The following is a 25018-nucleotide window of genomic DNA, read 5'->3' as shown; positions in this document are numbered from 1 at the left end:
TTAAAGCTCCGCTCTGAAGGCGGAAGAAGAGCGCGCGCAGCGGTTCTGGAAAGCATAAGTCGCGCTAATGCGCGCAAGCTTGTCGTGCGTTTGAGTTGTCTCTGAAAATTCCCAAGGTTTGCAGCATCGGCGAAGGGACGGGGCTCGTCCCTCCCGGTCATCGCGTGTCCGGCGCGCGCGCCGTTGCGAGGCATGGCGAACCGGCGCGCCAAGGGGGTAGCAGCAAGGTGGGGATATCAATGCGCATGCAGTTTCGCGAATGGCTGGTCGGCATGTCGGTGGCCGCGTCTCCGCTCCTGATGGTGCCAGCTTCGGCACAGGCCCAGACGTCTGCGGACGAGGGGGGCGAGCTGGCGGCCTCGGGAGGCGAGATCGTGGTCACTGCGCAAAAGCGCGAGGAGAAACTGCGTGATGTGCCCGTCTCGATCAGTGTCATCGGGGGCAATGCGATCGAGCGGACCGGGGCGCCGGCGCTGGCCGATTATGCCTCCTATGTGCCAGGTCTTGCGGTCAACAGTGGCGGGTCGCCAGGGCAGGCACAGATCATCCTGCGCGGGATCAACACCGGCGGTGCGATCGGGGCCAGCGCGCTGGTTGCCACCTATCTCGACGATACGCCGGTCGGCTCCAGTTCGAACTATGCGCGGGCCTCGACGTTCGCGCTCGATCTCATGCCCTACGATCTCAAGCAACTGGAAGTGCTGCGCGGGCCGCAGGGCACGCTCTATGGCGCCGGGGCCATGGGCGGCCTGCTCAAGTACACGCTGCAGGAGGCCGATACCTACGACTACCAGGTTCGTGGCGGGGCGCTTGTCGAGTACACCGATGGGGCCTCCGCCGCGACGCGGGGCGCGCGCGGGCTGGTCAACATTCCGGTCGTCGAGGGTGTCCTCGGCGTCCGGGCGAGCGGCTTCTACCAGAAGAACGCAGGCTGGATCGACAACGTGGGCACGGGCGTCGAGGACTACAATTCCTCGACCCAGAAGGGCGGGCGCATCGCGGCCACCTTCCGGCCTTCCGACAGGCTCGAGATCAGGGGCTCCGCGCTGCTTCAGGATGTCGATGCCAACGGGATCAGTGCCGTCACGCTCGCGCGCGAGACGCTTGCACCGGCCTATGAGGGCTATGCCAATTCCACCCAGCTCCCCGAGCTGTTCGCTCAGAAGCTGCGGTACTACGCGGTGACCGCGGACTGGGACCTGGGCTTTGCCAGTGTCACCAACGCGGCCAGCTGGTCGCGGACCCGCAATCGACAGTATCTCGATGCCACTGACCTGTACGGAGCCTATGCGCCCTTTGTGGGCGCCGAGGCGGGCGCGCCCACGCCCTTTACGCTCGATGTGCGTCTGGCCAAGTTCACCGAGGAACTGCGCATGGCTTCCAACTCGGGGGGCGCGATCGACTGGATGGTGGGCGGCTTCTACACGAGCGAGCACGTGCGCAACGCGCAGCTGGTGGAGGCGGTGGCGCAGGACGGCGGCGCGCTTGCCGGGGTGCCAGACATGGCGGACATCTATTCGCCCTCGAGCTTTCGCGAATACGCGGGCTTTGCGAATGTGACCTGGAACGTGGTGCCCGCGCTCTACCTGACAGGCGGGCTGCGTTACAGCCGGAACGAGCAGCACTACGAGCAGTACTACTCCGGGGTGCTGATGGGGGGCGAGGGCTCGACCGTGCTCGATTCCGACGACAACGTCCTGACCTGGCTGGCGACCGCGCGCTATGCGCTGGATGCGCGCTCCAACATCTACCTGCGCGCGGCGAGTGGCTACCGTGCGGGCGGCCCGAACGCGCCGATCCTGGGCAACCCGGACAGCTATGCCTCGGATACGCTGATCAACTATGAGGCCGGCTACAAGGGCACGCTTCTTGATGACCGTCTCGATATCGAACTCTCGGCCTTCTACATCGACTGGAAGGATATCCAGGTCCAGATCCTGAGCGAGACCGGGACGACCTATATCGGGAACGGAGGCAAGGCCTCGAGCCGTGGTTTCGAGGCCAGCGTGGGCTTTCGTCTGACGCCGGATCTGAAGCTGGGCGCGAACACCTCGTTCACCGATGCGCATTTCGACGAGCCTGTGGCGAGCCTTTTCGCGCAGGACGGGGATCGCCTGCCGCTGTCACCGCGCTGGACGGCGGCGGCGACGCTCGACTATTCGCGCGCGCTGAACCGCCACAACACGCTGACGGCCGGTCTTGCGTACCGCTATCGCGGCGCCTCCCTGACCCATGCCGAGAGCAACACCGCCAACGTGCTGACCATGAAGGCGCAGAACGTGGTCGATGCCCATCTCGGACTGACGGTCGATGCGCTGTCGCTGCGTCTCTACGCGCGCAACCTGTTCAACGACATGTCCTATTCGGGCCTCTACAACCAGTACAACGCGACGCGCCCGTCCTTCATCCCGATCCAGTCGCGCACCATCGGCCTGTCGGTCGACGCGGCCTTCTGATCGGGCTGGCTGGGACCGGGGCGGCGGACAGGACCATGCGCATCTTCCTGGGGGGCATCGCCACCGAGACCAATACCTTCGCGGCGTTCCCGACGACAATGGCCGCGTTCGAGGAGCACGGTGTGAGCCGCAAGGCTACCTGTGTCCCGGGCTCGATCCTCGGGGGGCTGATGGGCGTGATGCGGGCACGGGCCGAGGCCGATGGACACGAGGTCATCGAAGGGCTGAGCGCGTTTGCGCAGCCGGCGGGGCTGGTCGCGCGGCAGGCTTACGAAACCTTGCGCGATGGCCTGCTGGACGATCTTGCCGGGGCAGGGCCGCTCGACGTGATCCTCCTTGTTCTGCACGGCGCCATGGTGGCCGAGCATGTGGAGGATTGCGAGGGTGACCTGCTCACCCGGGTTCGCGCGATGGCGCCGCATGCGGTCATCGGGGTCGAACTCGATCCGCATTGCCACCTGAGCGAGACGATGGTCGAGACCGCGGACCTGATCGTGATCGGCAAGCTCTTCCCGCACACCGATCTCGGGAGCTGCGCAGCGCAGCTCTACAGCTTGGCGCTGAGGACGGCGCGGCAGGAGATCGTGCCGGTGGCGGCCCTGCTCGATACGCAGATGATCGGCTTCTATCCCACCACGCACCAACCGATGGCGGGGCTGGTCGCGAAATGGCGGGGCCTTGAATGCGGGCGCATCCTCTCGGTCAACCTTGCCCATGGTTTTCCCTGGGCGGATGTGGCCGACGTGGGAACCCGCGTGCTCGTCTATGCCGATGGCGAGGGCTGTGCGGCGAGCCGCAGGGCGCTTGGCGTTGCGCAGGATATCTACGCGCAGCGCGAGGTGCTGCGCCATCGCTTGCCGGCTCTTGAAGACGTGCTTCGCAGGGCTCTCGCCTCGCCGGGCCTGACCGTGCTGGGCGATGCCTGCGACAATCCCGGGGGCGGGGCGGCCGGGGACAGCGTCTTTGGCCTGGCGGCTCTTCTTCGGCTTGGCGCAGAAGGAGCTGTCTTCGGCGCCTTGTGGGACCCCGAGGCGGTCCATTTGTGCCGCGCGGCGGGCGAGGGACGGGAGGTTTCCCTCGTGCTCGGGGGGCACTCAGGCCCTGCGGCGGGTGATCCTGTGCGTGTCACAGGAACCGTTATGGCCCTGCGCGAAGGATACACCAGCGCGGTGTTCGGCAACCGCCAGGACATGGGCGATGCCGTCTGGCTGCGCTGCGAGGGGATCGACGTTGTCGTCTGTTCGGCGCGGGCGCAGACCTACGCCCCTGATACCTTCACAGGGCTCGGGATCGATCTTGCCGACAAACGCGTGGTTCTGGTCAAGTCCGCTGTCCATTACCGCGCGGACTTTGCGCCTCTGGCCCGCGAGACGATGTCCGTGGCCACACCCGGCGCCTTGCGGGTCGACTTCGAGGCGATCCCCTATACCCGCCGTAGCCTGGATTACTTTCCGCGCGTCCCCGATCCCTGGGCGCGCGGCGAGCCTGCTGCGCGGATCTTTCCGGCGCGCACGGCGCGCGCACAGCTTTCGGGGAAGGCATGACACAGACTTCGACTTCGATGGACGATGCGCGTCTCTACCGGCGCATCGCGTGGCGGCTCCTGCCCTTGCTCATGTTCTGCTACCTGTTTTCCTCGCTCGACCGGGTGAACATCAGTTTTGCCAAGCTTCAGATGGGCCCCGAGATCGGCCTGTCGGACGCGGCCTATGGCTTTGCCTCGAGCATCTTCTTCCTGGGCTACCTGCTCTTCGAGGTGCCGAGCAACCTGCTCCTCCTCAAGGTCGGCGCGCGGCGCACGCTTGGCCGTATCCTCATCCTGTGGGGGCTCGCCTCGGCGGGGATGATGTTCGTGACGACGCCGGGCATGCTGCATGTCCTGCGTTTCCTGCTCGGCATTTTCGAGGCCGGTTTCGCGCCGGGTGTCATCTTCTATCTTTCCCTGTGGTTTCCGGAAGAACGGCGCGGCTCCATCTTTGCCATCTTCTTGCTGGCAGGTCCCTTCGGGGCGTTCATCGGTGGGCCCCTTTCAACAGCGATCATGGTCCACACCGATGGCGTTCTGGGGCTTTTCGGCTGGCAGTGGATGTTCCTTCTGGAAGGACTGCCCTGCGCGCTTCTCGGGCTCTACGTGCTCGCGCGGCTTGCGGAAAACCCGAAGGCGGCAAACTGGCTTTCGACAGACGACAAGGCCCGCCTGGCGAGGCAGATCAAGCCGGCGACCAGCCTGCGTGAGCCCATCGGCGCGCTCTTCGCCAATCCGCGCCACTACGTCCTGGGCTTCGTGCTGTTCTCGATGGGCGCGGGGCTCTACGCCGTTGCGTTCTGGCTGCCCACGATGCTGCAGGAGATGCTCGATGTCAGCCTCGAGCAGATTGGCCTGCTGTCCATGCCGCCCAATGCGCTTGGCATGGTCATGATGGTGCTTGTCGCGCGCCGCTCGGATCGCACGCGCGAGCGTCTTGGCCATGCCGGAATACCCTTGCTGCTCAGCGCGGTGCTCCTGGCTCTGGCCACCAGCAGCCTGATCGGGCCCATCACCGGGTATGTCCTGATCACGGCGGCAACGGCGGCGATCTGTGGAGGATACTCGGTATTCTGGACCTTGCCGGCGCGTGTTCTTGGACGAGAGGCCAGCGCGGGCGGCGTCGCGCTGATCAATTCGATCGGGATCACCGGCGGGCTGGTCAGTCCCTGGCTCATGGGGTGGACCCGCTCGTTGACGGGCGGAAATACGGCGGGCCTGCTGACCATCGCCGCGATGCTGGCCATCGGCGCAGGGCTGACCCTCGTGCTGGCGATGACGTCACCGCGTTCCCCCTCATTGGTGCCCAAGGAGGCCTATTCATGAAATCGCACGAACGGCTGGCCGAGATGGCCCCGGACATGGTGGCCGAGCTGGCCACGTGGCGCCGGCACCTGCACCAGCATCCCGAACTCGCCTACGAGGAACACGCGACGGCCGACTTCGTCGCGGACAAGCTTTGTGATTGGGGTATCGAGGTCCACAGGGGGCTGGCCGGGACCGGTGTCGTGGGCACATTGCGTCGCGGGGAGGGGCCCGCGATCGCGGTGCGAGCCGATATGGACGCGCTGCCGATCCGCGAGGTGAACAGCTTTGCCCATGCCAGCGCCACGCCGGGCAAGATGCATGCCTGTGGGCACGATGGCCATACGGCAATGCTGCTGGGCGCGGCGCGTCATCTGGCGCAGCACGGGACGTTCTGCGGGACTGTCCATTTCATTTTCCAGCCCGCCGAAGAAGGGCAGGCCGGTGCGCGTCGGATGATGGACGAGGGGCTGTTCAGCCGCTTCCCGGCGCAGCGCGTCTTTGCCATGCACAACTATCCCGGCATGCCGGTCGGAACACTGGCTGTGCGGCCCGGTCCGATCATGGCGTGTGTGGATACCTGGGAAATCCACATTACCGGGCGCGGCGCTCACGCCGCGATGCCCCAGACCGGGATCGATCCCGTCGTGGCCTCGGCGCAGATCATCCTGGGGCTGCAGACGATCGTCAGCCGCAATCTCGAACCGGTCGATTCCGGGGTCATCAGCGTGACCCAGAGTGCAGCCGGGGACAGCTTCAACGTGATCCCCCAGAACGTCGTGCTGCGCGGCACGGCGCGCTCGTTTCGCCCGGCCACGCGCGACCTGATCGAACGGCGTATGGCCGAAGTGACCTCGGGCATCGCGGCGGCGACCGGCTGCGAGGCTGTTCTGGATTACCAGCGTTCCTATCCGCCCACGATAAATTCCCCGGCAGAGGCGCATTTCGCGGCCGATGTCGCGGCCGCGTTGGTGGGCGAGGATCGGGTGCTGCGCGATGTCGAGCCGGTCATGGGCGGGGAAGACTTCGCGTTCATGCTCGAGGAAATGCCCGGCGCCTATCTCTTCATCGGCAATGGCTCGAACGCGGACGGCAGGATCCTCCACAGTCCGCACTACGATTTCAACGACGAGGCCCTGCCGGTCGGCGCGCAATTCTGGGTAAGACTGGTCGAGGCAGCGCTTTGCGAGGACGGCGAGCGCTATTTTGCAGGGGCCGCAGCATAGGCATGAATATGAACGTGAACAGACGCACTCTTCTGGCCGGTTCGGCCAGTCTGACCGTGGGCATGGCCGTGGCCTCGCGCGCCGCGGGCGCAGTTCCTGGCGCGGTTCCGGCAAGCCTTGCCATCCAGGGGGACGGGGGGACTTACAAGGCCGCGCTCGCCAAGCTTGTCGCCTATGCCCAGAGCGAACTCGAAGGCTACGGCCTGCCGGGCATGACACTGGCCCTGTCCGACGATGCCGGGTTTTCCGCCAGCCTGTCGCTGGGAACCGCGTCGGTCGAGAACGGCGAGCTGGTCCGCCCCGACCATCTTTTCGAGATCGGTTCGATCAGCAAGTCGATCACGGCCTTGTGCGTCCATCGTCTTGCCGCACGCGGACTTCTCGATCTGAAGGCGCCCGTGTCGCGTTATCTGGATGCCGCCTCTCTGCCTGAAACGCCGATCACGCTTGGCCAGTTGCTCAACCATGCGGGCGGCTTGCCGCACGATGCCGCGCTCTATCCCGATACGCCCGACGGGCGCCTGTGGTGCGGTTTTGCGCCGGGCACGCGCTTTTCCTACAGCAACACCGGCTACATGCTGCTGGGCCTGGTGATCGGAGCCGTTACCGGTCGCCCGCATCCCGAGGTGATCGCGCGCGAGGTCCTGCACCCGCTGGGCATGCACGATGCCCATGCCCATCTTAGCCTGGCCGCGCGGGCAGAGTTTGCCACAGGTTACGTGCCCGAGCGCGAAGACCTTGCCGCCATGACCCGGATCCCGATGGTCCGCGGGCCTTTTCTTGAGGACGACTTCGCCTCCGGGACGGTCGGCGCCTCGGCCCGCGACATGGCGGGCTACCTGCGGTTTGTGATCGGCCTTGGCCAGGGGAAGGGCGCTCCGCTGCTGTCCGACGCGGACGCGGCGGCTTTCCTGGCCCAGGCCATGCCCAACACCCAGTTCGGCCCGGGCTCGCTCTACGCCAGCGGGATCGCGACGGTCACGCTCGATGATCGCCCGGTTCTGCACCACACGGGCGGCATGCTGGCGTTCAGTTCCTCCTTCCACGTCGATGCCCCGGCAGGCGTCGGGGCCTTCGCGAGCGTCAATGCACGTCTGGGAGGGTACCGCCCGCGCCAGGTGACGGCCTATGCCGTGCGCCTGTTGCGCGCGGCGCGCGAAGGCCTGCCCCTGCCCGAAGCGCCCGATCCCCTCGCGGCTCGTCGGATCGCCGAGGCGGACCGTTTCGCCGGAACCTGGCAGGGATCGGATGGGCGCACGTTCGAACTGGTGCGCGAAGCGGGAGATGGCTTGAAACTGGTGGCCGATGGGCAGGAAGGACGGGTCGAGGGTGCCGGCAAGGATGTGCTGGCGACGGACCATCGTGACTACGCCTCCTGGCCCCTGCAGTTCGATGCGAAAAGCAACGGCTTGTGGTGGGGCGATACGCTCTTTGCCAAGGGGGCTCGTCCCGAAGTACCGCCCCAAAGCGAGGCGCTCTTGCCCTACACGGGCCTGTTTGGCGACGGCACGCCCTGGTTCCGCACCCGTCTTGTCGTGCGCGGCGACACCCTCTGGTCGGACCTGTTCGGCGCGATTGTCCCGCGCGAGGGCGGGCACTGGTCCGCCCGGGCGGACGAAGGGGCAACCGATCGCTTGTGGATGGACAAGATGCTGGGAGGACGTCTGCACGTGCTCAATTTCAGCGGGGCCCCCTATCGGAGGATCGTGTGATGCGTAGATGGCGTGTTGGCGGGCTCAGGGTCGCTCTTGCGCTGGGAACGGCAGCGCTGGTTGCCGTGCCGGGGCAGGCAGAGGCACAGGTACAGGCAGAGGCGCAGGCGGGGCATCCCGCTTCCGCGCCTGTCGCGGCGGCACTTGCGCAGATCGCCGGGGCCAGCAACGGCACCGTGGGGGTGGCGATGCAGGACCTCGACGGGGGAGAGGTGATCTCGCTCCATGGCGCGCAGTCCTTCCCGATGGCGAGCACATTCAAGATCGCGCTTGCCGCGACGGTGCTCGCGAAAGTCGACACGGGGGAGTGGAGCCTCGATCGCATGATTGCGGTTCGCCCGCAGGACCGGGTCTATTCCGACGGGATATTCGAGTTCGCGCCGCACGACGGTGTTGCGCTTTCGGTCCATAACCTGCTCGAGCTGATGCTGACCCGCAGCGACAATACCGCGACCGACGTGCTCTATCGCGAAGTCGGGGGGAGCGAGGCGGTAATGGCGTGGCTGGGGCGCCATGGTATCGGGGACATGCGCGTGGACAGCGACACCCGTGGCCTCATCTTCCGGGCTCTCAAGGTTCCGCCCGGGGACGGGGATTTCGTGAAGACGGTCCTTGCAACGGATCCCCATGTGCTCGAGCGTGACCTGTCCCGGACCCCGAGCCCGGATTTCGATGCCGATCCGCGCGATCAGGCCACGCCGCGCGCCATGCTGCACCTGCTCAAGGTGCTGGCCGGCGGGACGGCGCTTTCGCCCGGGAGTACCGGCGTGCTGATGACTATTCTTGGGCGCTGTCTGACGGGCGAAGATCGCCTCAAGGGCCTGCTTCCCGAAGGTGCCCCGGTCGCACACAAGACCGGCTCCCTGCTCGGCATCGCCAACGATGTGGGCTATGTCACGTTGCCCGATGGGCATCGCTTTGCGATCGTCGTCTTCATCAAGGGGGATTCCAGGGGCGCGAAGGCGCAGGACCGCGTGATCGCCGAAATTGCCCGTACCGCCTACGATCATTACCGGCTGAACCGATGACCCGGCCGGCTGGAAATCCCGCTCTGCAGCCCGGTGGTGTCAACGGTCACCTCATCGGCGTGCCCGGTGGCCCCGCGCAGTTGCGTACGCCTGCCCTGGTGCTCGATGCAGACCTTTTCGAGACCAACCTTGCCGATATGGCACGCCGCGCCGCCGACGCCGGGATCGCCCTGCGTCCCCATGCCAAGACCCACAAATGCGCGAAGATTGCCAAGCGGCAGGTGGGCCTTGGCGCCCTTGGGCTCTGCTGCGCCAAGCTGGGAGAGGCCGAGGCTCTCGCAGATGAAGGGCTGAGCGGCCTTCTGATCACCTCGCCGCTGGTCACGCCGGACAGTTTCGCGCGCCTCATTGCCCTTTCGCGAAAGGCCCCGGATACGCGCTGTGTCTGCGACAATCCGCAGGTCGCGCTGGCCATGGCAGAGGCTGCCGCGGCTGCCGGGACCACGCTTGAGGTTCTGGTCGATCTGGACGTGGGGCTGCAGCGAAGTGGCGCGCGTACGGTTGCGGACGCGGTCGAGCTGGCGCGTGTCATTGCGGGGCACCCTTCGTTGCGCCTTGGCGGGATACAGGGCTACGCAGGCCATGCGATGCACATTGCAGGCGCGCGCGCGCGCACGGCGGAACTGGAACAGGTTTCGGGCAAGGTGGCGGCCTTGCGCGATGCGCTGAGCGCACTCGATCTGCCGCCCGCGATCATCACGGGCGGGGGGACGGGAAGCGTCGATATCGATGCTGCGCTCGGTATCTTCACCGAGCTGCAGGTCGGCTCCTATGTCTTCATGGACCGGGAGTACGACGATGTCTGGACATCGCAGGGGGAAGCGCCGCCTTTCGCCGCCGCGCTGACCTTGTGGACGACGGTGACAAGCGCAAACCAGTCCGGGCACTGCACGCTCGATGCGGGCTGCAAGGCCCTTGCGACCGAGGCGGGAATGCCCCGCGTGCTGGACGGTGCGCCGCGCGGCGCGCGCTATGAATTCTTCGGCGATGAGCAGGGGAAGCTGGTCTATGCCGATGCGGGCCTTGCCCCATGCCGTCCGGGAGACGTCGTGCGCCTGCAACCGCCTCATTGCGATCCGACGGTGAACCTGCACGACTGGATCCACGTGGTGCGTGGAGACCGGATCGTGGACATCTGGCCGCTCGTCGCCCGCGGTCGCATGCAATAGCCCTTCTTCAGATCCTTGCCTTTCGGGAACTTCCCATGAAACTCTCCTCTTGTGTCCTGGCGCTGGCTCTTGGCCTTGCGCTCGTTCCCACCGCCCCTTCGGCTTCGGCGTCCACCGATGCGTTTCCCCAGGTCCCCTTGATCACCCGCAGTGCGCTGTTCGGAAATCCGACCCGGATTGATGGCCAGGTGTCGCCGGACGGGCAATGGATCAGCTTCATTGCTCCGCGCGATGGGGTCATGAACCTGTGGATCGCTCCGCGCGATCATCCCGACAAGGCCCGTCCCCTGACGGCCCAGAAGGGGCGTCCGCTGGAGACGAGCACCTGGACCCGGGATTCGCGCCAGCTCCTGTTCGTCACCGACACACAAGGCGACGAGAACTACCGCCTCTACGGTGTGGATGTCGCAACGGGCCGGCTTCGCAACTATACGCCGTACGAAAAGACGCGTGCGCAGATCCTGGCGATGAGCCGTGAGGACCCCGGGCACATACTCATTGGCCTCAACAAGCGCGATCCGCGTTGGCATGACGTCTACCGGCTCGATCTCGTTACCGGCGAACTGCAGGAGGTGATGCGGGGCGATGGTTATGCGCGCGTCCTCGCCGACCGGCAGCTTCGTGTCCGGTTGGTGGGAAAAGCACGCGCGGACGGCGGGGCAGACTACTTCCGGCTCATCGATGGAGAGGTGGAGGCGACGCCGTTCGTGTCGATCGGGCTTGAGGATGCCCTCACGACGAACCCGCTTTCGTTCACCGAAGACGGCAAGACACTTTACTGGCTGGATTCGCGTGGGCGCGACACCGCCGCGCTGATGGCACAGGATTTCGCGAGCGGAGCCATGACACTCGTGGGGCAGGATAGGCGCGCCGATGTCGAGAGCGCGCTGTTCGATCCCGGGACCGGACGCGCACAAGGCTACGAGGTCAACTATCTGCGCCCCGAATATACCGCGACCTCACCCGCAATCGCCGATGATCTCGCGTACCTGAAGGGGCAGGACAAGGGGCTCTTCACGATCACCAGCCGAACCGATGACGACAGCATCTGGATCGTGCGTTTCGACCCTGTCACCGCACCGGAATCGACCTGGCTCTATGATCGTCGCACACAGGCCCTGACCGAACTTTTCGTGACGCGTCCCGAACTCGAAGGGGCGCCCCTGGCCGAGCAGATCCCGGTCGAGATCACGGCGCGGGACGGCAAGACACTCGTTTCCTATCTGACCCTGCCCCGCGATGCGAAAGGGCCGGTGCCGATGGTTCTCTTCGTGCACGGAGGGCCGTGGGCGCGTGATCAGGCCGGCTTCCAGCCCTACCAGCAGTGGCTTGCCAACCGCGGATACGCTGTGCTTGCGGTCAATTTTCGTGGCTCCACGGGGTTCGGCAAGTCCTTCATCGCGGCAGGCAACCTCGAATGGGGCCGCAAGATGCACCAGGACCTGATCGATGCCGTCGACTGGGCGATCGCCAGGGGCGTGACGCGCCGCGATAGCGTGGCGATCCTTGGAGGTTCCTATGGAGGCTACGCGACGCTGGTCGGCATGACGATGACCCCCGAGCGTTTCGCCTGCGGTGTGGACATGGTGGGGCCTTCCAATCTGCAGACCCTCATGAACACGTTTCCCGCCTACTGGGGCGCGCAGCTGGAACAGTTCTATCGCCGGATGGGAGATCCGCGCACCGAAGACGGGCGCGCGATGCTGGCCGAGCGTTCCCCGATCAACCATGTCGATGCGATCCGCAAGCCCTTGCTGATTGCCCAGGGGGCCAACGATCCGCGTGTGAACATTGACGAAAGCGACCAGATCGTCGCGGCCATGACCGAGCGGGGAATCCCCGTGACCTATCTGGTTTTTCCGGACGAAGGGCATGGGTTTGCCCGTCCGGAAAACAGCATCGCATTTGCCGCAGCAAGCGAGAACTTCCTGCAGACCTGCCTTGGCGGACGTGCCCAGCCGATGCGCGACGCTCTCGCGAATTCGAGTGCCGAAGTCCGCAAGGGCGGTTCGTATATCGGCATCGAGGATTTCCGGGACAGTGGCGAGGTGCCTTGACGTGACGTGATGTGGCGGGCGCAGTTCGAGCCGCTCCGGCGCGAAGGCAACGACCCTTCGCGGTTCCATGCCGCGGCCTTCGCGTTCACCTCTTTTGGTGTGGGTTTTCCGTGCCGAAGGGGGATTGGACGCGAAGGGGAAGGTCAAACCAATGCGAGGGCCATCGCGCTCGCAGCCCTCTGCGGCTCCGCACAACGCTCTTGTGCAGGTGACATGGCGGCCAGGCGCGCTTGTCGGCCGTTCCGATTGCGATCGGACGATTGAGGACGCCTACGCCCGCCAGAACCCGTCACCAGCGCGCCTGAATGGTCCGATGTGAGGCCTCACGCGATTTTCTGGAGATGCCCCCCCTGAAGATGCGCCTCAGGGCATTTTCAGAGGGGCATTGACCCGCGCCTTCAGGCCTGCGCCTTCCGTATCAGGCGACTTCGAGTTCCGCCGCGAGCAGTTCGTAGCCGAAGAACGCCAGCGTCTCTTCATGTGGCGCGAGGATCTCGTTGATATCGGCGATATCCTTGGGCGTGAGATTGGCCATCTGCTTCGCATTGAAGTTGACGACCCCCTGCATCTCGTAGTCCTTGACCTTGAAACTCGACTTGAAGTCGAGCTCGATGGACTGGGTGAACGGGATGCCCTTCAGGATGTCCTGCAGCGTTCTCGGCTCGTTGCAGAACTGCTCATAGGTCAGCAGGGGAATATCGTGCTCGAGGATGAGCTCGCGCAGGATCTCGCTGCGTTCCACCCAGGTCCTCGCGATCCGCTGCATCTTCGCCTTGCGACGATCCGCGCTGAAAGCCTCGATTTCCTTGGGCTTCTGGTAGCGATGGAAGATGCTGCTGACGTTGGCGTAGGGATCCCGGTTGTTGGCGATCATGACGTGGTTGGGAAAGAGTTCCCGGATCAGGTCGATCCGCATCATGTTGGGCGGCGATTTCTCGATGAAGAACTCGACCTGGGGATGCTCTTCCTGAATCGCCTGGCAGGTCTTCAGCCAGACCGAGCGCACCGATTGTGCGTTGATCGCCTTGTCCTTTTCCCAGCGATCCTTCTCACACATGCCCTTGATCAGCCATTGCCCTTCGCCGTTATCGCGCAAGGCGTCCACCTTGGGAGAGCTGCGAAAGACCTTGGAAATCGCCGTCGACCCACTGTTCGGAAGGGTCAGGAGGAAAATGAAATTGGGCTCCTTCTCACAGCTGACCAGTTCGACGGGCCACTTCTTGAGAAAGATTGATCGTATCGCCTTAGGTAATTTCGTTTCGCAATCCTGCGCCTGTGAACGTCCTTCGGGTTGAGGCCCGAGCTGCCCCCCTGAGTTCTCAAAGCGCGGGCAGCTCGGCAACTATACTACAGGCTTTTACGGATCGCGCCACTCATCTGTCGATAACAATTCGCAAAATTCGCAATTTTGTCGCGGGGGGGGCAAGCCGGTGACTGGACACCCAGGCTTGAATCCGCTGGCGCCAACGGCTTTGATGATGTGCCTACCCACCTTGGGGCGCCGATGCCATCGGTGGGCGCTCACATCATCAAAGACAGGTTGAAGGGCTGCGTGTCAGACCGGCTCCCCGGCGGCGCGGCAGCGGGCGACGAGGCTGTTTTCGTCGCGTTTTACAAAGAGCATGGCGAGGATGAGGCAGACCACGATAACAGGGGCAACGAGGTTCACCGAGAGGATCGCCGAGCCCAGGTTGCCGCCGTTGGCGTCGCTGATCATGCCCACCGCGTAGGGGCCGATGCCAAGGCCGCTCAGCGTCGAGATCATCACGAAGGCCGAGCTTGTCACGCCGCGCATGCGAGGCAGGACGAGGTCGTACATCATCGCGTAGAGCGGGGGCATCCACATCGTCAGCACCAGCGAATAGAGCGTGAAGCGCAGGTAGAAGCTGCTCGCCTCGGGCGCGGTGTAGACCCAGATCGCTAGCAGCGGCGAGAGGCCGAGAGAGGCGAGGGTGAGGCCGATGCGCCCGGCGCCCGGAAGGTAACGGTTGGCCTTGTCGGCAAGCGGGCCGGCCACCAGCGGGCCGAGCATGCCAAGGCCCGCCGAGAGGAGGCCGAAGTTGAGCCCGGTCTCGCGCGCGGAGAGGCCGTAGCTGCGCATGAGGAAGGATGGCGTGAAGCCCATGACCCCGTAGTTGATCGCGTATTGCAGCGCGCCCGCGCCCATCAGGAGCAGCAGCGTGGGCGAGGCGATGGCCGTGTGGGCGGGGCGGTCGGAGAGTTTCAGCGACTGGAACAGGTTCAGGATCACGAAGGCCCCGAAGCCGACCACACTCCACTGCAGGACGTGCGGGTTGACGGCGAGGACGCCGAAATCGATGGCCGGGCGCGGCGAGAAGTGCTGGGCCAGCTGTGCGATCGTGGTGCAGGCCGCCACGATCAGGGCAAGGCCTGCGATGTTGGCGATCCAGCTGCGCGCCGGAGCCCCGCGCCTGTGCAGCATGGCCCAGTTGGTGATGGGGGCAACGGCGGCAAAGAGCGCGAGGCTGGCCTTGAAAGGCGCCGGGTCCTTCTTCGTGGCGATGCCATCGCTCTTGCCGCGTTCGGGTTCCGGTTCGCGCAGGAGCAGGAGTACGAGGATGAAGCCGGGCAGCGCCGCCACGACGAAGGCGAACTGCCAGCCCGAGAGGCCGAGCGGCGCGCCGGTGGTAAAGGCGTGGTTCCACCAGTCCGCGGCAATGCCCCCCAGCATCATCGAGGCGCCAAGGCCGAGCGCAATGGCAATGGCGACGGCGGCCATGGCAAAGCTGCGCCGTCCCTTGGGGATGACATCGAAGATGAGGCTGTTGCCGGTCGGCTGCGCGGCGGCCTCGCCGATCCCGACGCCCAGGCGCGAGAGGGCAAGCAGCGCAAAGCCCGAGGCAAAGGCCGCCATCAGCGTCGAGACCGACCAGATCGCGATGCAGATCGCGAGCAGCTTCGTGCGGATCCAGCCATCGGCAAGCCGTCCCAGCGGGAGCGAAAAGAGCGCGTAGAACAGCGCGAAGACGGTGCCGTAGAGAAGGCCCAGCTCGGCATCGCCGATGTTCAGATCGGCGCGGATGTCGCTGGCAAGGATCGAGAGGATCTGGCGGTCGAGCAGGCTCATCGCCTGGGCCGCGCAGATCAGCGTCAGGATGCGCCAGCCGGCCGTGCCGATCCTGTCGTCGCTCGCGAGGGGCGGGGCACTCGGGGTTGCGTCGGCCTTCACAGGTTGAACCATTTTTCGGCGTTGGTCTGGAAGAACTGGCGCTTGGCATCGAAAGGCATGTCCATTGCGTCCATGGCGTGGACCTCCTGCGCGACGACTTCATAGGGATAGTCCATGGCGTACATCACGCGCTCGGTGCCCATGACGCTCTGCGCGAACTTCACCGCGGGCTCCCAGGCCATGCCCGAATTGGTGACGAGGACATTGCTGCGGAAATACTCGGCAATCGTCTTCTTCAGGGGCTTCATGCATGCGTAGCGGTTCGAGCGCACGCCCGCCTGGTGCATGTAGTCGAGCCGGTAGAGCCAGTAGGGCAGCGCCTCACCCATGTGCCCGACCATGATCTGAAGGTCGGGATAGCGGTCGAAGATGCCGCTGGTGATGAGGCGCAGGAGGTGCATCCCCGTCTCCACCCCGAAGCCGAAGATCGCGCCGTCGAGCCCGGCCTCGAGCATGGGGTCGATCATCGCATCGGGCGGGGTCGAGGGGTGGATGTAGAGCGGCTGGCCGACATCGGCGAGAGCGCGGAAGATCGGATCGAACTTGCCTGCATCCAGATATTCGCCCTGCGTGTGGCTGTTGATCTGCACGCCCTTGAAGCCCAGGTCCCTCGCGCCGCGCCGGATCTCGGCAGCGGACCACTCCGGGTCCTGCGGGGCGACGGCGGTCATGCCGATGAAGCGGTCGGGGTGGGCCTGGCAGCGCTCGGCGAGGTAATCGTTGGCGCTGAGCGCGATGCCTTTGGCCTCGTCCAGGTCGAGGAGCGGCTGCACGCCGGGCGAGGTCAGCGCGAGGATCGCCTTGTCGATGCCGTAGGCGTCCATGTCGGCAAGGCGCCGCTCGCCCAGATCCAGCAGGCGCTCGATAATGGTCATCGCGCGCTCGCTCGGGCTCTGCGCGTAGAAGCCCCAGAGCGAGACCATGCCCTTGTCGGCGCTGCCGTCCTTTACCATGCGCAGGTAGATGTCGATCTGCTCGCGCGTGGCGAAGGCCTCTTCGGTGGCGATGCGAAGGTACCCCTTGTCACCGCCGGTCTTGAGCTCTCCCGTCATGTCCTTGTTATCCTTCGTGTACAGCCTTGGTGACGAGGCAGGCCATGATGCCTTCGGGCCCGTCCTCGTGCCCGTGGCCTGACCATTTGATCCCGCCGAAGGGGCTGTCCGCGCCCCCGATCATGGGTGTGTTGATGCCGACCATGCCCGCCTCGATGGCGCTGGACAGGCGCTTCTGGCGCGCGGCGTTCGATGTCCAGGCGTAGGCGGCAAGGCCGTAGGGCAGGCGGTTGGCCTCGGCGATCATCGCCTCCTCGCTCTCGAAACGGTTGAGTAGGGCGACTGGGCCGAACGGTTCCTCGTTCATGATGCGCGCGGTCTGCGGCACGTCGGAGAGGACCGTGGGCTGGTAGAAGAAGCCTTGGTTGCCCAGCCGCTCGCCGCCGGTGTGGAGGCGCGCGCCCGCGTCCACCGCCTCGTGGATGAGCGCGTCGATGGCCTCCACCCGGCGCGGGTTGGCAAGCGGGCCCATCTGGCTTTCCGGGGCGAGCCCGGGGCCGATCCGCAAGGCCGCCGCACGGCGTGCAAAGCCCTCGCGGAAGGCCGCGTAGACCGGCGCCTCGACGATGAAGCGGGTGGGGCTGACGCAGACCTGGCCGCCGTTGCGGAACTTCTGCGGGACGGCGGTGTCGAGCACGCGCTCGATATCGGCATCGGCAAAGACGAGCACGGGGCCGTGGCCACCCAGTTCCATCGTCGTGCGCTTGAAATCCTCCGCTGCGAGCTTGGCGAGCTGGCGCCCGACCACGGTGGAGCCGGTGAACGAGAGCTTGCGGATGACGGGGCTGGCAAGAAGGTGGCGCGAGACCTCGTCGGGCACGCCGAAGACGGCCTGCGCGACGTCGGTCGGGAGCCCGGCGTCATGGAGGCACTGCAGCACGGCGAGCGCGCTCGCGGGGGTTTCCTCGGCCGCCTTCATGATTACCGAACAGCCTGCGGCGACCGGGGCGCCGAGCTTACGGCCCGGATTGCCGATGGGGAAGTTCCAGGGCGCAAAGGCCGCAACCGGACCGACGGGTTCGTGCACCACGGTGGAGCGCATGCCTTCGGGGCGCACCAGCGTACGGCCGTAGATGCGAAAGACTTCGCCTGCATAGAACTCGAAAAGGCCGATGTTCATGCCGACCTCGATGCGCGCCTCGGCAAGGGTCTTGCCCTGTTCGAGGACGGCGATGCGCGCGATGTCCTCCATGCGCTCGCGCATCAGGCGCGCCGCGCCGTTCAGCACGTTCGCGCGTTCCTGCGGCGTCGACTTGCGCCAGGTGGCAAAGCCGCGCGCCGCCGCGTCCAAGGCGCGGTCGAGGTCCGCGCTGGTCGCGAGCGGGAGCTTGCCGATGGTCTCGCCGGTCGCCGGGTTCAGGACATCGTGGGTCATGCGGTCGGCGCCGGAGAGGCGCTCACCGTCGATCATCAGGTACAGTTCAGGGTATTCGCTCATGCCTCACCGCGCGGCTGGAGGGATCGGGGACGTGGAAGATGCCATCAGGCAGGGCCCTCTCGCGCCAGAGGGGTTCGAAGCGGCGCGAGGGAGCCCTGCCGTCAGGGCGCAGGCGGGCCTATTCGGCCGCCTGGGCGTCTGCCTTGGCCTTGGCGCGGTCGATGTCGCCCTGCCAGCGCTCGGCCACCATTTCCTTGCCGGTCACAGGGTGGGGCATGTGGAAGGGCAGCAGCTTGTGGGTGGGCCAGAGCCAGTGGTCCTCGATCAGCGCGTCCGGGCCGCTCGGGTCCTCGGGGTAGAGCACCTTGGGGAAGGGCACGTATTCGGCCTCGGTATAAGCCCAGCCCTTGTCGAAATCGGCATGCCAGTGCGGGAAGTAGTTGAGCACGTGGATGCGCCAGACCCCGTCCACCTTCTTGTAGGTGTTCTCGTAAATGCCGCCTTCCCACCACTGGCGCGGGTTGGCCATCATCGGGTTGTCGGGGGTGAGGTAATCCTTGTGGCGCCCGGCCTGCATCATCGAGCGCGCGCGGGCGTGCGCGGTGACGCCGTCGGGGTCGATGGTGATGATGTCCTGGAGCTGCGGATGGTCGAGCAGGAAGCCGTCGATCGGACCGTTGTTGCCGTGGGTAAAGCGCTTCTGGAAACGCTCGACGTAAAGACGGCGCGCGCCTTCCTTGCCCTTCCACACACCGCCGAAGAAGCGCACTTCGGCATCGTCGGTGAACAGGTCGACGGTCTCGTTGTACATGCACTTGTCGATGAGATAGCCGTAGAGGTGCTGCAGCTTGCGCACGTCCAGTTCGTCCTCGCGCACGGTCAGACGGCGGGCGAGATCCGCGACCTGGTTTTCCAGGGCCTCGATGCGGGCGGTGTCGGTCATATGGGGTTCCTCTCTCCTGGGATTATTGTTGTCGGGTTGGGGGCAGGCTCACAGGCCCAGCGCTTCGAGACGCTCGATCTCCTCGCGGTAGGGGCGGATTGCCCGGTAGATGCAGAACGTGGCGAGCGGCAGCAGGGCGAGCGCGGTGATCTCCAGCGCCAGCCACAGCTTGGCCGGGTCGGCGACGACGTACTGGGCGACAAGGCCGATCACGAAGCTGCCCATCGCGCCAAAGAAGGTGAACATGAACAGGTAGATCGCGGTGACCTGCCCGCGCATGGCGTTGGGGGCGACGCGCTGGATCGCCGCGTTCTGCGGCACGGCGCCCGCAATCCCGAACATCGCGCCGAACGAAGCGACGCCCAGCGCCGCATAGCCGTTGGGCATGAGCGGCGAGAGGATCGAGCACACGGTGACGACCGCAAAGCAGATCGTGGCGGCAAAGACGTTGGCGTCCTTGCGGCGCTTGGCCAGCCACTCGACGAAGGTGCCGCCCAGGACCAGGCCGAGCAGCGAGGCGACGAGCGTCATGCCGCCGATGACCGCGCCGATCTGCGCCTCGCTCCAGCCGTAGGTGCGGATCATGAAGGGCACGCGCCAGAACGAAAGGCCAAAGGTCTCGATCGCGCTCAGCGCGAGGCCGAAGAACAGCGGGTAGTAGACGCGGCGGTTGGCGTGGATCGCCTTGGCCGCATCAAGGCCGGTGAAAGTGAGGATGCGGCGCGAGAGCGAGGCGTTTTCCGGCACGGTGTTCATCATGCCCGGAATGATGAGACGCCCCGGCTCCTTCACGGTGAGGAACAGGAGCGCGAAAAGGAAGGCGGGAAGGCCGGTCCAGATCAGGATCCACTGCCAGGAATAGATGCGAAAGGAGCCCCAGACGGTCGGCTCCCAGTGCGAGGTCATCGCGATCAGCTGGCCGCCGAGCAGGGGCCCGAGCGTCGATCCGCCGATGAAGCCCAGCTGCAGCACGGCAAAGGCGCGGGTGATCTTCTTGGGCGGGAACATGTCTGCAAGCAGCGAATAGGAGGCAGGCGCGTGCGCCGAGCCCCCTGCGGCCAGGAACACGCGGCTGCCCACGAACTGGATGAAGTTCTGCGCGATGCCGCCCGCGATGGTGACAAGGCCGATCACCGCAACGCCGCCGGAAAGCACGTACTTGCGCGGCCAGATGTCGGCGAGGCGGGCGAGCGGGATGCCCACGAAGAGGTAGCAGATGATGCTGGCGGGCCCTGCGAGGAAGCCCAGCTGCGAATCGGTGAGCCCGAAGTCGGCCTTGATCCGCTCGGCCATCATCCCGAACACGACCTGATCAAAGAAGGTGAGAAAGGTCGCCAGGACAATCACGGCGAGCGCCCAGTAGGCGCTGGAGGGCTTGGGCCATTCGCGCGATTCGGCGCCATCCTGACCGGCGGCCCCTTGCGCTTCGCTGCCCGCAGGCTCGAACGGCTCGATACCGGCACTCGCTACTGCCATCGCGTCTCTCTTCCCATCTCTCTCAGGACGCCTTGTCAGGTCGTTCCCATTCGTTATTGTTGGCCTTGCATACAATCTCTTGTTCGTGAAAAAAAGACAGGAGATTCGGTTCAAGGCCGAAAAAGTTTGAAAAATCGATGGAGAGGAGTGAGGAACTATGCAGGATCTACCGGGGAAGACCGCCTTTGTGACGGGTGGCGCCAGCGGGATTGGCCTGGGTATCGCCAAGGCCCTGCTGGGAGCGGGCATGAACGTTGCCATCGCCGACATTCGCCAGGACCATCTCGATGACGCCGCAGCCGAACTGGACGGGGGTGACAAGGTCCTCGCGCTCCAGCTCGACGTGACCGACCGCGACGCCTTTGCCGCCGCCGCCGACGCCACCGAGGCCAAATTCGGCAAGATCCACATCCTGTGCAACAACGCAGGCGTTGCGGTTGTCGGCCCCACCGACATGGCGACTTTCGCCGACTGGGACTGGGTCATGGGCGTGAATGTCGGCGGCACCATCAACGGCATCGTCACCATGCTGCCGCGCATGTTGAAGCACGGCGAGGGCGGTCACATCGTCAACACCGCCTCGATGTCCGCGCTCGTGCCCGCGCCGGGCACCACGATCTATTCCTCGGGCAAGGCCGCCGTCACCTCGATGATGGAATGCATGCGCCCCGAACTGGAATCGCGCGGAATCGTGTGCTCGGCCTTCTGCCCGGGCGCGGTGCAGTCGAACATTGCCGAAGCTGGGCGCACCCGTCCTGACGAGCTCGCCGAGACCGGCTACGCCGAGGCCGACAAGGGCCGCCAGGCCGGTGGCAGCTTCTTCCACCTCTACCAGACCAAGGAAGAGGTCGGTGAGCGCGTGCTGACGGGCATCCTCAACGATGAACTCTACATCCTCACCCACGCCGAATTCCTGATCGGCGTGCAGGAGCGCGGCGAGGCGACCACGGCGGCGGTGCAGGTGCAGCTGCCCGAGAACGAGGAGTACAAGAACACCTTCGGCGTGCTCTTCCGCAACTCGGCGATTACCGAGGAGATCGACCGGCAGAAGGCCCTGCGCGCCGCGCAGATGGCCGAAACCGGCGTCGCGTAAGGGGGCGGGCATGACACAGCTTGCGGGCCGCACGGCCTTCGTGACGGGCGGGGCGAACGGGGTGGGCCTGGGCCTTGCCCGCGCCCTCCTCGCCGAAGGGTGCAAGGTGGCCATCGCCGACGTGCGCGAGGATTCGATCGAGGCCGCGCTCAAGCTGCTGGAGAACCAGCACGTGATGGGCGTGCCGCTCGATGTCGCCTCGCGTGAGAGCTTTGCGCAGGCGGCTGATCGGCTTGAGGCCGAACTTGGCCCGGTCAGCCTCCTGTTCAACAACGCCGGCGTGAACCTCTTCCAGACCATCGACGACAGTTCGTACGATGACTGGGACTGGCTGCTCGGCGTCAACCTGCACGGCGTCATCAACGGGGTGACGACCTTCGTGCCGCGCATGAAGGAGCGGGGCCTGGGGGGCCACGTGTGCAACACCGCCTCGATGGCCGCGTTCCTGTGCAACGGCGCGCCGGGCATCTACAACACGACCAAGTTCGCGGTCCGGGGGCTGAGCGAATCCCTGCGCTACAGCCTCGCCGCGCATGGGATCGGTGTCTCGATGCTCTGCCCGGGGCTGGTGAAGAGCCAGATCTACGCCAGCGACGCGATCCGGCCCGAGGCGCTCAAGGCGGGCGCGAAGGAAGTGAACACCGAGTTCGTGAGCAACCTCGAAAAGCTGCACGAGGCCGGGATGGAGCCCGAGGTGATCGCCGCGCGCACGCTGGAAGCGATCCAGGAGAACCGGTTCTACATCTTCTCCCACCCCGAGTTCAAGGACGAGCTGGCCGAAGTCTTCGACGAAGTCCTCGCCGATTTCCGCGAGTACCCCGAGGACCCGGGCCTTGCCGACCGTCTCCAGATCGAGGCGGGCCGCCGCGCCAGCTACAAGAAGGCGCGCGAGGCCGCCAACGCGCTCTGAGCCTTCGGTAAACGTTCGTAAACACGGGCCGCGCAGGGCAATCTGCGCGGCCCGTCTTGCGTCTGGGGCCACGGCGAGGAGGTCTGCCAGACCCTATCCGATCTGACAGTGGAACCCTGTCCGGCCCTGACGGTACAGCTCACAGGAGCAACCGGGCGTAAAGGCCAGGCGGATGGGGATGCGGATGATGGTAAGGACGGCGGGCGATAGGGCCCGGGACATCGGCGCGAGGGTGGAGGCCTTCGTGCGCGAAGAGGTGATCCCCTACGAGCGCGACCCGCGCCGCGACCACCATGGCGCGCCGAGCGAGGAACTGGTCGCCGAACTGCGTGACCTTGCCCGCGCGCAGGGGCTGATGACCCCGCACATCCTTCCCGATGGCCAGCATCTCTCGCAGGTGGATACCGCGCACGTCCTGATCCGCTCCGGGCTTTCGCCGCTCGGACCCATCGCGCTCAACACGATGGCACCCGATGAGGGCAACATGTACCTCCTGGGCCATGTTGCCGCGCCGCATCTCAAGGAACGCTTCCTCGCTCCCCTCCTGACGGGCGCGGCGCGCAGCGCCTTCTTCATGACCGAACCGGCCGACTGGGGCGGCGCGGGCTCGGACCCGATGATGATGAAGACGACCTGCCGCAAGGAGGGCGAGGACTGGATCATCGAGGGCCGCAAGGCCTTCATCACGGGCGCCGTGGGCGCGCGCGTGGGCATCGTCATGGCCCGCTCGCAGGATCCGCAGAGCGCGGGCGGGGCCTGCATGTTCCTTGTCGACCTGCCCGATCCGGCGATCCGCATTCTCGATGTCCCCAACACCATCGACACCTCGATGCCCGGCGGGCACGCCACGGTCGAGATCGCGAACCTGCGCGTGCCCGCCGACCAGATGCTGGGCGAGGCGGGCGAGGGCTTTCGCTATGCGCAGGTGCGCCTCGCGCCGGCGCGCCTCTCGCACTGCATGCGCTGGCTGGGCTCCTGCATCCGCGCGCAGGAGCTCGCGACCGACTACGCCTGCCGCCGCGAGGCCTTCGGCAAGACCCTGATCGACCACGAAGGCGTGGGCTTCCTCCTCGCGCAGAACCGCATCGAGCTTACACAGGCGCAGCTGATGATCGAATGGTGCGCGCGCGTTCTCGACGAGGGCGGGCAGGGCACCGAGGAAAGCTCGATGACCAAGGTCGCGGTGTCCGAGGCGCTGATGCGCATTGCCGACAATTGCGTCCAGGTCATGGGCGGGAGCGGCGTTGCGGGCACGAGCGTGGTCGAACAGATCTTCCGTGAGGTGCGCGCCTTTCGCATCTACGATGGCCCGACCGAAGTCCACAAGTGGTCGCTTGCCCGAAGGATCAAGCGGGCGTGGCGCGAGGCGCAGGCATGAGCGGGGGCGAGACCATCGCCGCGGCCAACAGCGGGACCACGCCGGTGCGCGAGGGCTACGAGATCGACCTCGACCGGCTGGATGCCTGGATGCGCGGGCATGTCGAGGGCTATGCCGGGCCGCTGTCGGCCGCGCAGTTTCGCGGCGGACAGTCCAATCCGACCTACCTGCTGACGACGCCGGGCACGCGCTATGTCCTGCGGCGCAAGCCTCCCGGACAGCTGCTGAAGGGCGCCCACGCCATCGAGCGCGAGGCCCGCGTGATGGCCGCGCTCGGGCCCACCGGTTTTCCCGTTCCCAAGGTCCACGCCATCTGCACCGACGATACGGTCCTTGGCACCTGGTTCTTCGTGATGGACATGGTCGAGGGACGCATCTTCTGGGACGCGACGTTCCCCGATGTGCCGCGCGCCGAGCGGCCCGCGTATTTCGATGCGATGAACCAGGTCCTCGCCGAACTGCACCAGCTCGATTACGCGGGGCTGGGGCTCTGTGACTACGGCAAGCCCGGCAATTACTTCGCGCGCCAGATCGGGCGCTGGTCGAAGCAGTATCGCGCCGACACGGCCGCCGGGCGCAACGCGGACATGGACCGGCTGGTCGCGTGGTTGCCCGCGAACATCCCCGAGGACGATGCGACGCGCCTCGTCCACGGCGATTTCCGCTGCGACAACCTCATCTTCCATCCCACCGAGCCGCGCGTGATCGCGGTGCTCGACTGGGAACTCTCGACGCTCGGCCATCCGCTGGCCGACTTTGCCTATGCCGCGATGATGTACCGCATGTCGCCCGACATCGTGGCGGGCCTCAAGGGCGCGGACCTTGCCGCGCTCGGCATTCCCGACGAGGCGAGCTTCGTGGCGGCCTATTGCGCGCGCGTGGGCCGCGAGGCGATTCCCGACTGGGACTTCTACATGACCTTCCAGCTTTTCCGGCTTGCCGCGATCTTCCACGGGATCAAGGGCCGGGTCCTGCGCGGCACGGCCGCGAACGCCCAGGCGCTCTCCCGCGCAGAGGCCTTCCCGCGCCTGGCCCGCCTGGCGTGCGCGGCAATGGAGCGCACCTGACGCGCGGGCGAGAGCATCGGGCAATGCACCGGCGCTGATCATGCCAAGGATTT

General features: G+C 65.9%; 18 protein-coding genes. 12 read left to right on the top strand and 6 right to left on the bottom strand.

Annotated features, from left to right (window positions below; genetic code table 11):
• Window positions 1-245 precede the first annotated feature (245 nt).
• From MTR65_RS09850 to MTR65_RS09815, 8 genes are read left to right on the top strand one after another with little or no spacing between them, the layout of a single operon-like run.
• Window positions 246-2456, top strand: coding sequence for a TonB-dependent receptor (locus tag MTR65_RS09850; RefSeq protein WP_243799628.1), 2211 nt, complete (start codon window positions 246-248; stop codon window positions 2454-2456).
• 35 nt (window positions 2457-2491) lie between these two features.
• Window positions 2492-4000, top strand: a complete 1509-nt coding sequence (locus tag MTR65_RS09845; RefSeq protein ID WP_243799626.1) for a M81 family metallopeptidase — start codon at window positions 2492-2494, stop codon at window positions 3998-4000.
• A complete protein-coding gene (locus tag MTR65_RS09840; protein ID WP_243799624.1) occupies window positions 3997-5307 on the top strand; it encodes an MFS transporter in 1311 nt (436 codons plus the stop codon). Before MTR65_RS09845 ends, MTR65_RS09840 begins: the two co-directional genes overlap by 4 nt.
• Window positions 5304-6512 (top strand): M20 aminoacylase family protein, encoded by a 1209-nt coding sequence (locus tag MTR65_RS09835; RefSeq protein ID WP_243799622.1) that lies wholly within the window; start codon window positions 5304-5306, stop codon window positions 6510-6512. Before MTR65_RS09840 ends, MTR65_RS09835 begins: the two co-directional genes overlap by 4 nt.
• A gap of 14 nt (window positions 6513-6526) precedes the next feature.
• The gene (locus MTR65_RS09830) at window positions 6527-8224 is read left to right on the top strand and encodes a serine hydrolase domain-containing protein (RefSeq protein ID WP_243799619.1); all 1698 of its coding nucleotides are present in this window, start codon (window positions 6527-6529) and stop codon (window positions 8222-8224) included.
• Complete coding sequence (bla, locus tag MTR65_RS09825; protein ID WP_243799617.1) at window positions 8224-9252, top strand: class A beta-lactamase; 1029 nt, start codon at window positions 8224-8226, stop codon at window positions 9250-9252. Before MTR65_RS09830 ends, bla begins: the two co-directional genes overlap by 1 nt.
• Window positions 9249-10421, top strand: coding sequence for a DSD1 family PLP-dependent enzyme (locus MTR65_RS09820; RefSeq protein ID WP_243799615.1), 1173 nt, complete (start codon window positions 9249-9251; stop codon window positions 10419-10421). Before bla ends, MTR65_RS09820 begins: the two co-directional genes overlap by 4 nt.
• A gap of 35 nt (window positions 10422-10456) precedes the next feature.
• A complete protein-coding gene (locus tag MTR65_RS09815; protein WP_243799613.1) occupies window positions 10457-12478 on the top strand; it encodes a S9 family peptidase in 2022 nt (673 codons plus the stop codon).
• 418 nt (window positions 12479-12896) lie between these two features.
• Here the strand turns inward: MTR65_RS09815 and MTR65_RS09810 are convergent, their stop codons facing one another.
• From MTR65_RS09810 to MTR65_RS09785, 6 genes are all read right to left on the bottom strand, one after another.
• Window positions 12897-13820: a sulfotransferase family protein gene (locus MTR65_RS09810; RefSeq protein WP_243799610.1), complete on the bottom strand. Its 924-nt coding sequence runs from the start codon at window positions 13818-13820 to the stop codon at window positions 12897-12899.
• A 213-nt stretch (window positions 13821-14033) separates the two neighbouring features.
• The gene (locus MTR65_RS09805) at window positions 14034-15668 is read right to left on the bottom strand and encodes an MFS transporter (protein ID WP_243799608.1); all 1635 of its coding nucleotides are present in this window, start codon (window positions 15666-15668) and stop codon (window positions 14034-14036) included.
• A complete protein-coding gene (locus tag MTR65_RS09800) occupies window positions 15665-16720 on the bottom strand; it encodes an amidohydrolase family protein (RefSeq protein WP_243799605.1) in 1056 nt (351 codons plus the stop codon). The genes MTR65_RS09805 and MTR65_RS09800 overlap by 4 nt, the downstream gene beginning before the upstream one ends.
• A gap of 7 nt (window positions 16721-16727) precedes the next feature.
• The gene (locus MTR65_RS09795) at window positions 16728-18158 is read right to left on the bottom strand and encodes an NAD-dependent succinate-semialdehyde dehydrogenase (protein ID WP_243799603.1); all 1431 of its coding nucleotides are present in this window, start codon (window positions 18156-18158) and stop codon (window positions 16728-16730) included.
• 118 nt (window positions 18159-18276) lie between these two features.
• Window positions 18277-19041: a nuclear transport factor 2 family protein gene (locus MTR65_RS09790; RefSeq protein WP_243799601.1), complete on the bottom strand. Its 765-nt coding sequence runs from the start codon at window positions 19039-19041 to the stop codon at window positions 18277-18279.
• A 48-nt stretch (window positions 19042-19089) separates the two neighbouring features.
• A complete protein-coding gene (locus MTR65_RS09785; protein ID WP_243799599.1) occupies window positions 19090-20517 on the bottom strand; it encodes an MFS transporter in 1428 nt (475 codons plus the stop codon).
• A 157-nt stretch (window positions 20518-20674) separates the two neighbouring features.
• Between MTR65_RS09785 and MTR65_RS09780 the strand changes: the two genes are divergently transcribed.
• The 4 genes from MTR65_RS09780 to MTR65_RS09765 all read left to right on the top strand — a co-directional run bounded on the left by MTR65_RS09780 (window position 20675) and on the right by MTR65_RS09765 (window position 24965).
• Window positions 20675-21610 carry an SDR family NAD(P)-dependent oxidoreductase gene (locus tag MTR65_RS09780; protein ID WP_243799597.1) on the top strand — a complete coding sequence of 312 codons (936 nt, stop codon included), beginning with the start codon at window positions 20675-20677 and terminating at the stop codon, window positions 21608-21610.
• A 10-nt stretch (window positions 21611-21620) separates the two neighbouring features.
• Window positions 21621-22520: an SDR family NAD(P)-dependent oxidoreductase gene (locus MTR65_RS09775; protein WP_243799595.1), complete on the top strand. Its 900-nt coding sequence runs from the start codon at window positions 21621-21623 to the stop codon at window positions 22518-22520.
• Between the two features lie 184 nt (window positions 22521-22704).
• Entirely contained in the window at window positions 22705-23898 is a 1194-nt protein-coding gene (locus MTR65_RS09770) for an acyl-CoA dehydrogenase family protein (RefSeq protein ID WP_419145041.1), read from the top strand.
• Window positions 23895-24965 (top strand): phosphotransferase, encoded by a 1071-nt coding sequence (locus tag MTR65_RS09765; RefSeq protein ID WP_243799756.1) that lies wholly within the window; start codon window positions 23895-23897, stop codon window positions 24963-24965. The genes MTR65_RS09770 and MTR65_RS09765 overlap by 4 nt, the downstream gene beginning before the upstream one ends.
• The last annotated feature ends 53 nt before the right edge of the window (window positions 24966-25018 follow it).

It is taken from the genome of Novosphingobium mangrovi (genome assembly GCF_022818885.1).
GTDB lineage: Bacteria > Pseudomonadota > Alphaproteobacteria > Sphingomonadales > Sphingomonadaceae > Novosphingobium > Novosphingobium mangrovi.
This window is presented reverse-complemented; position numbering and strand designations above follow the sequence as displayed.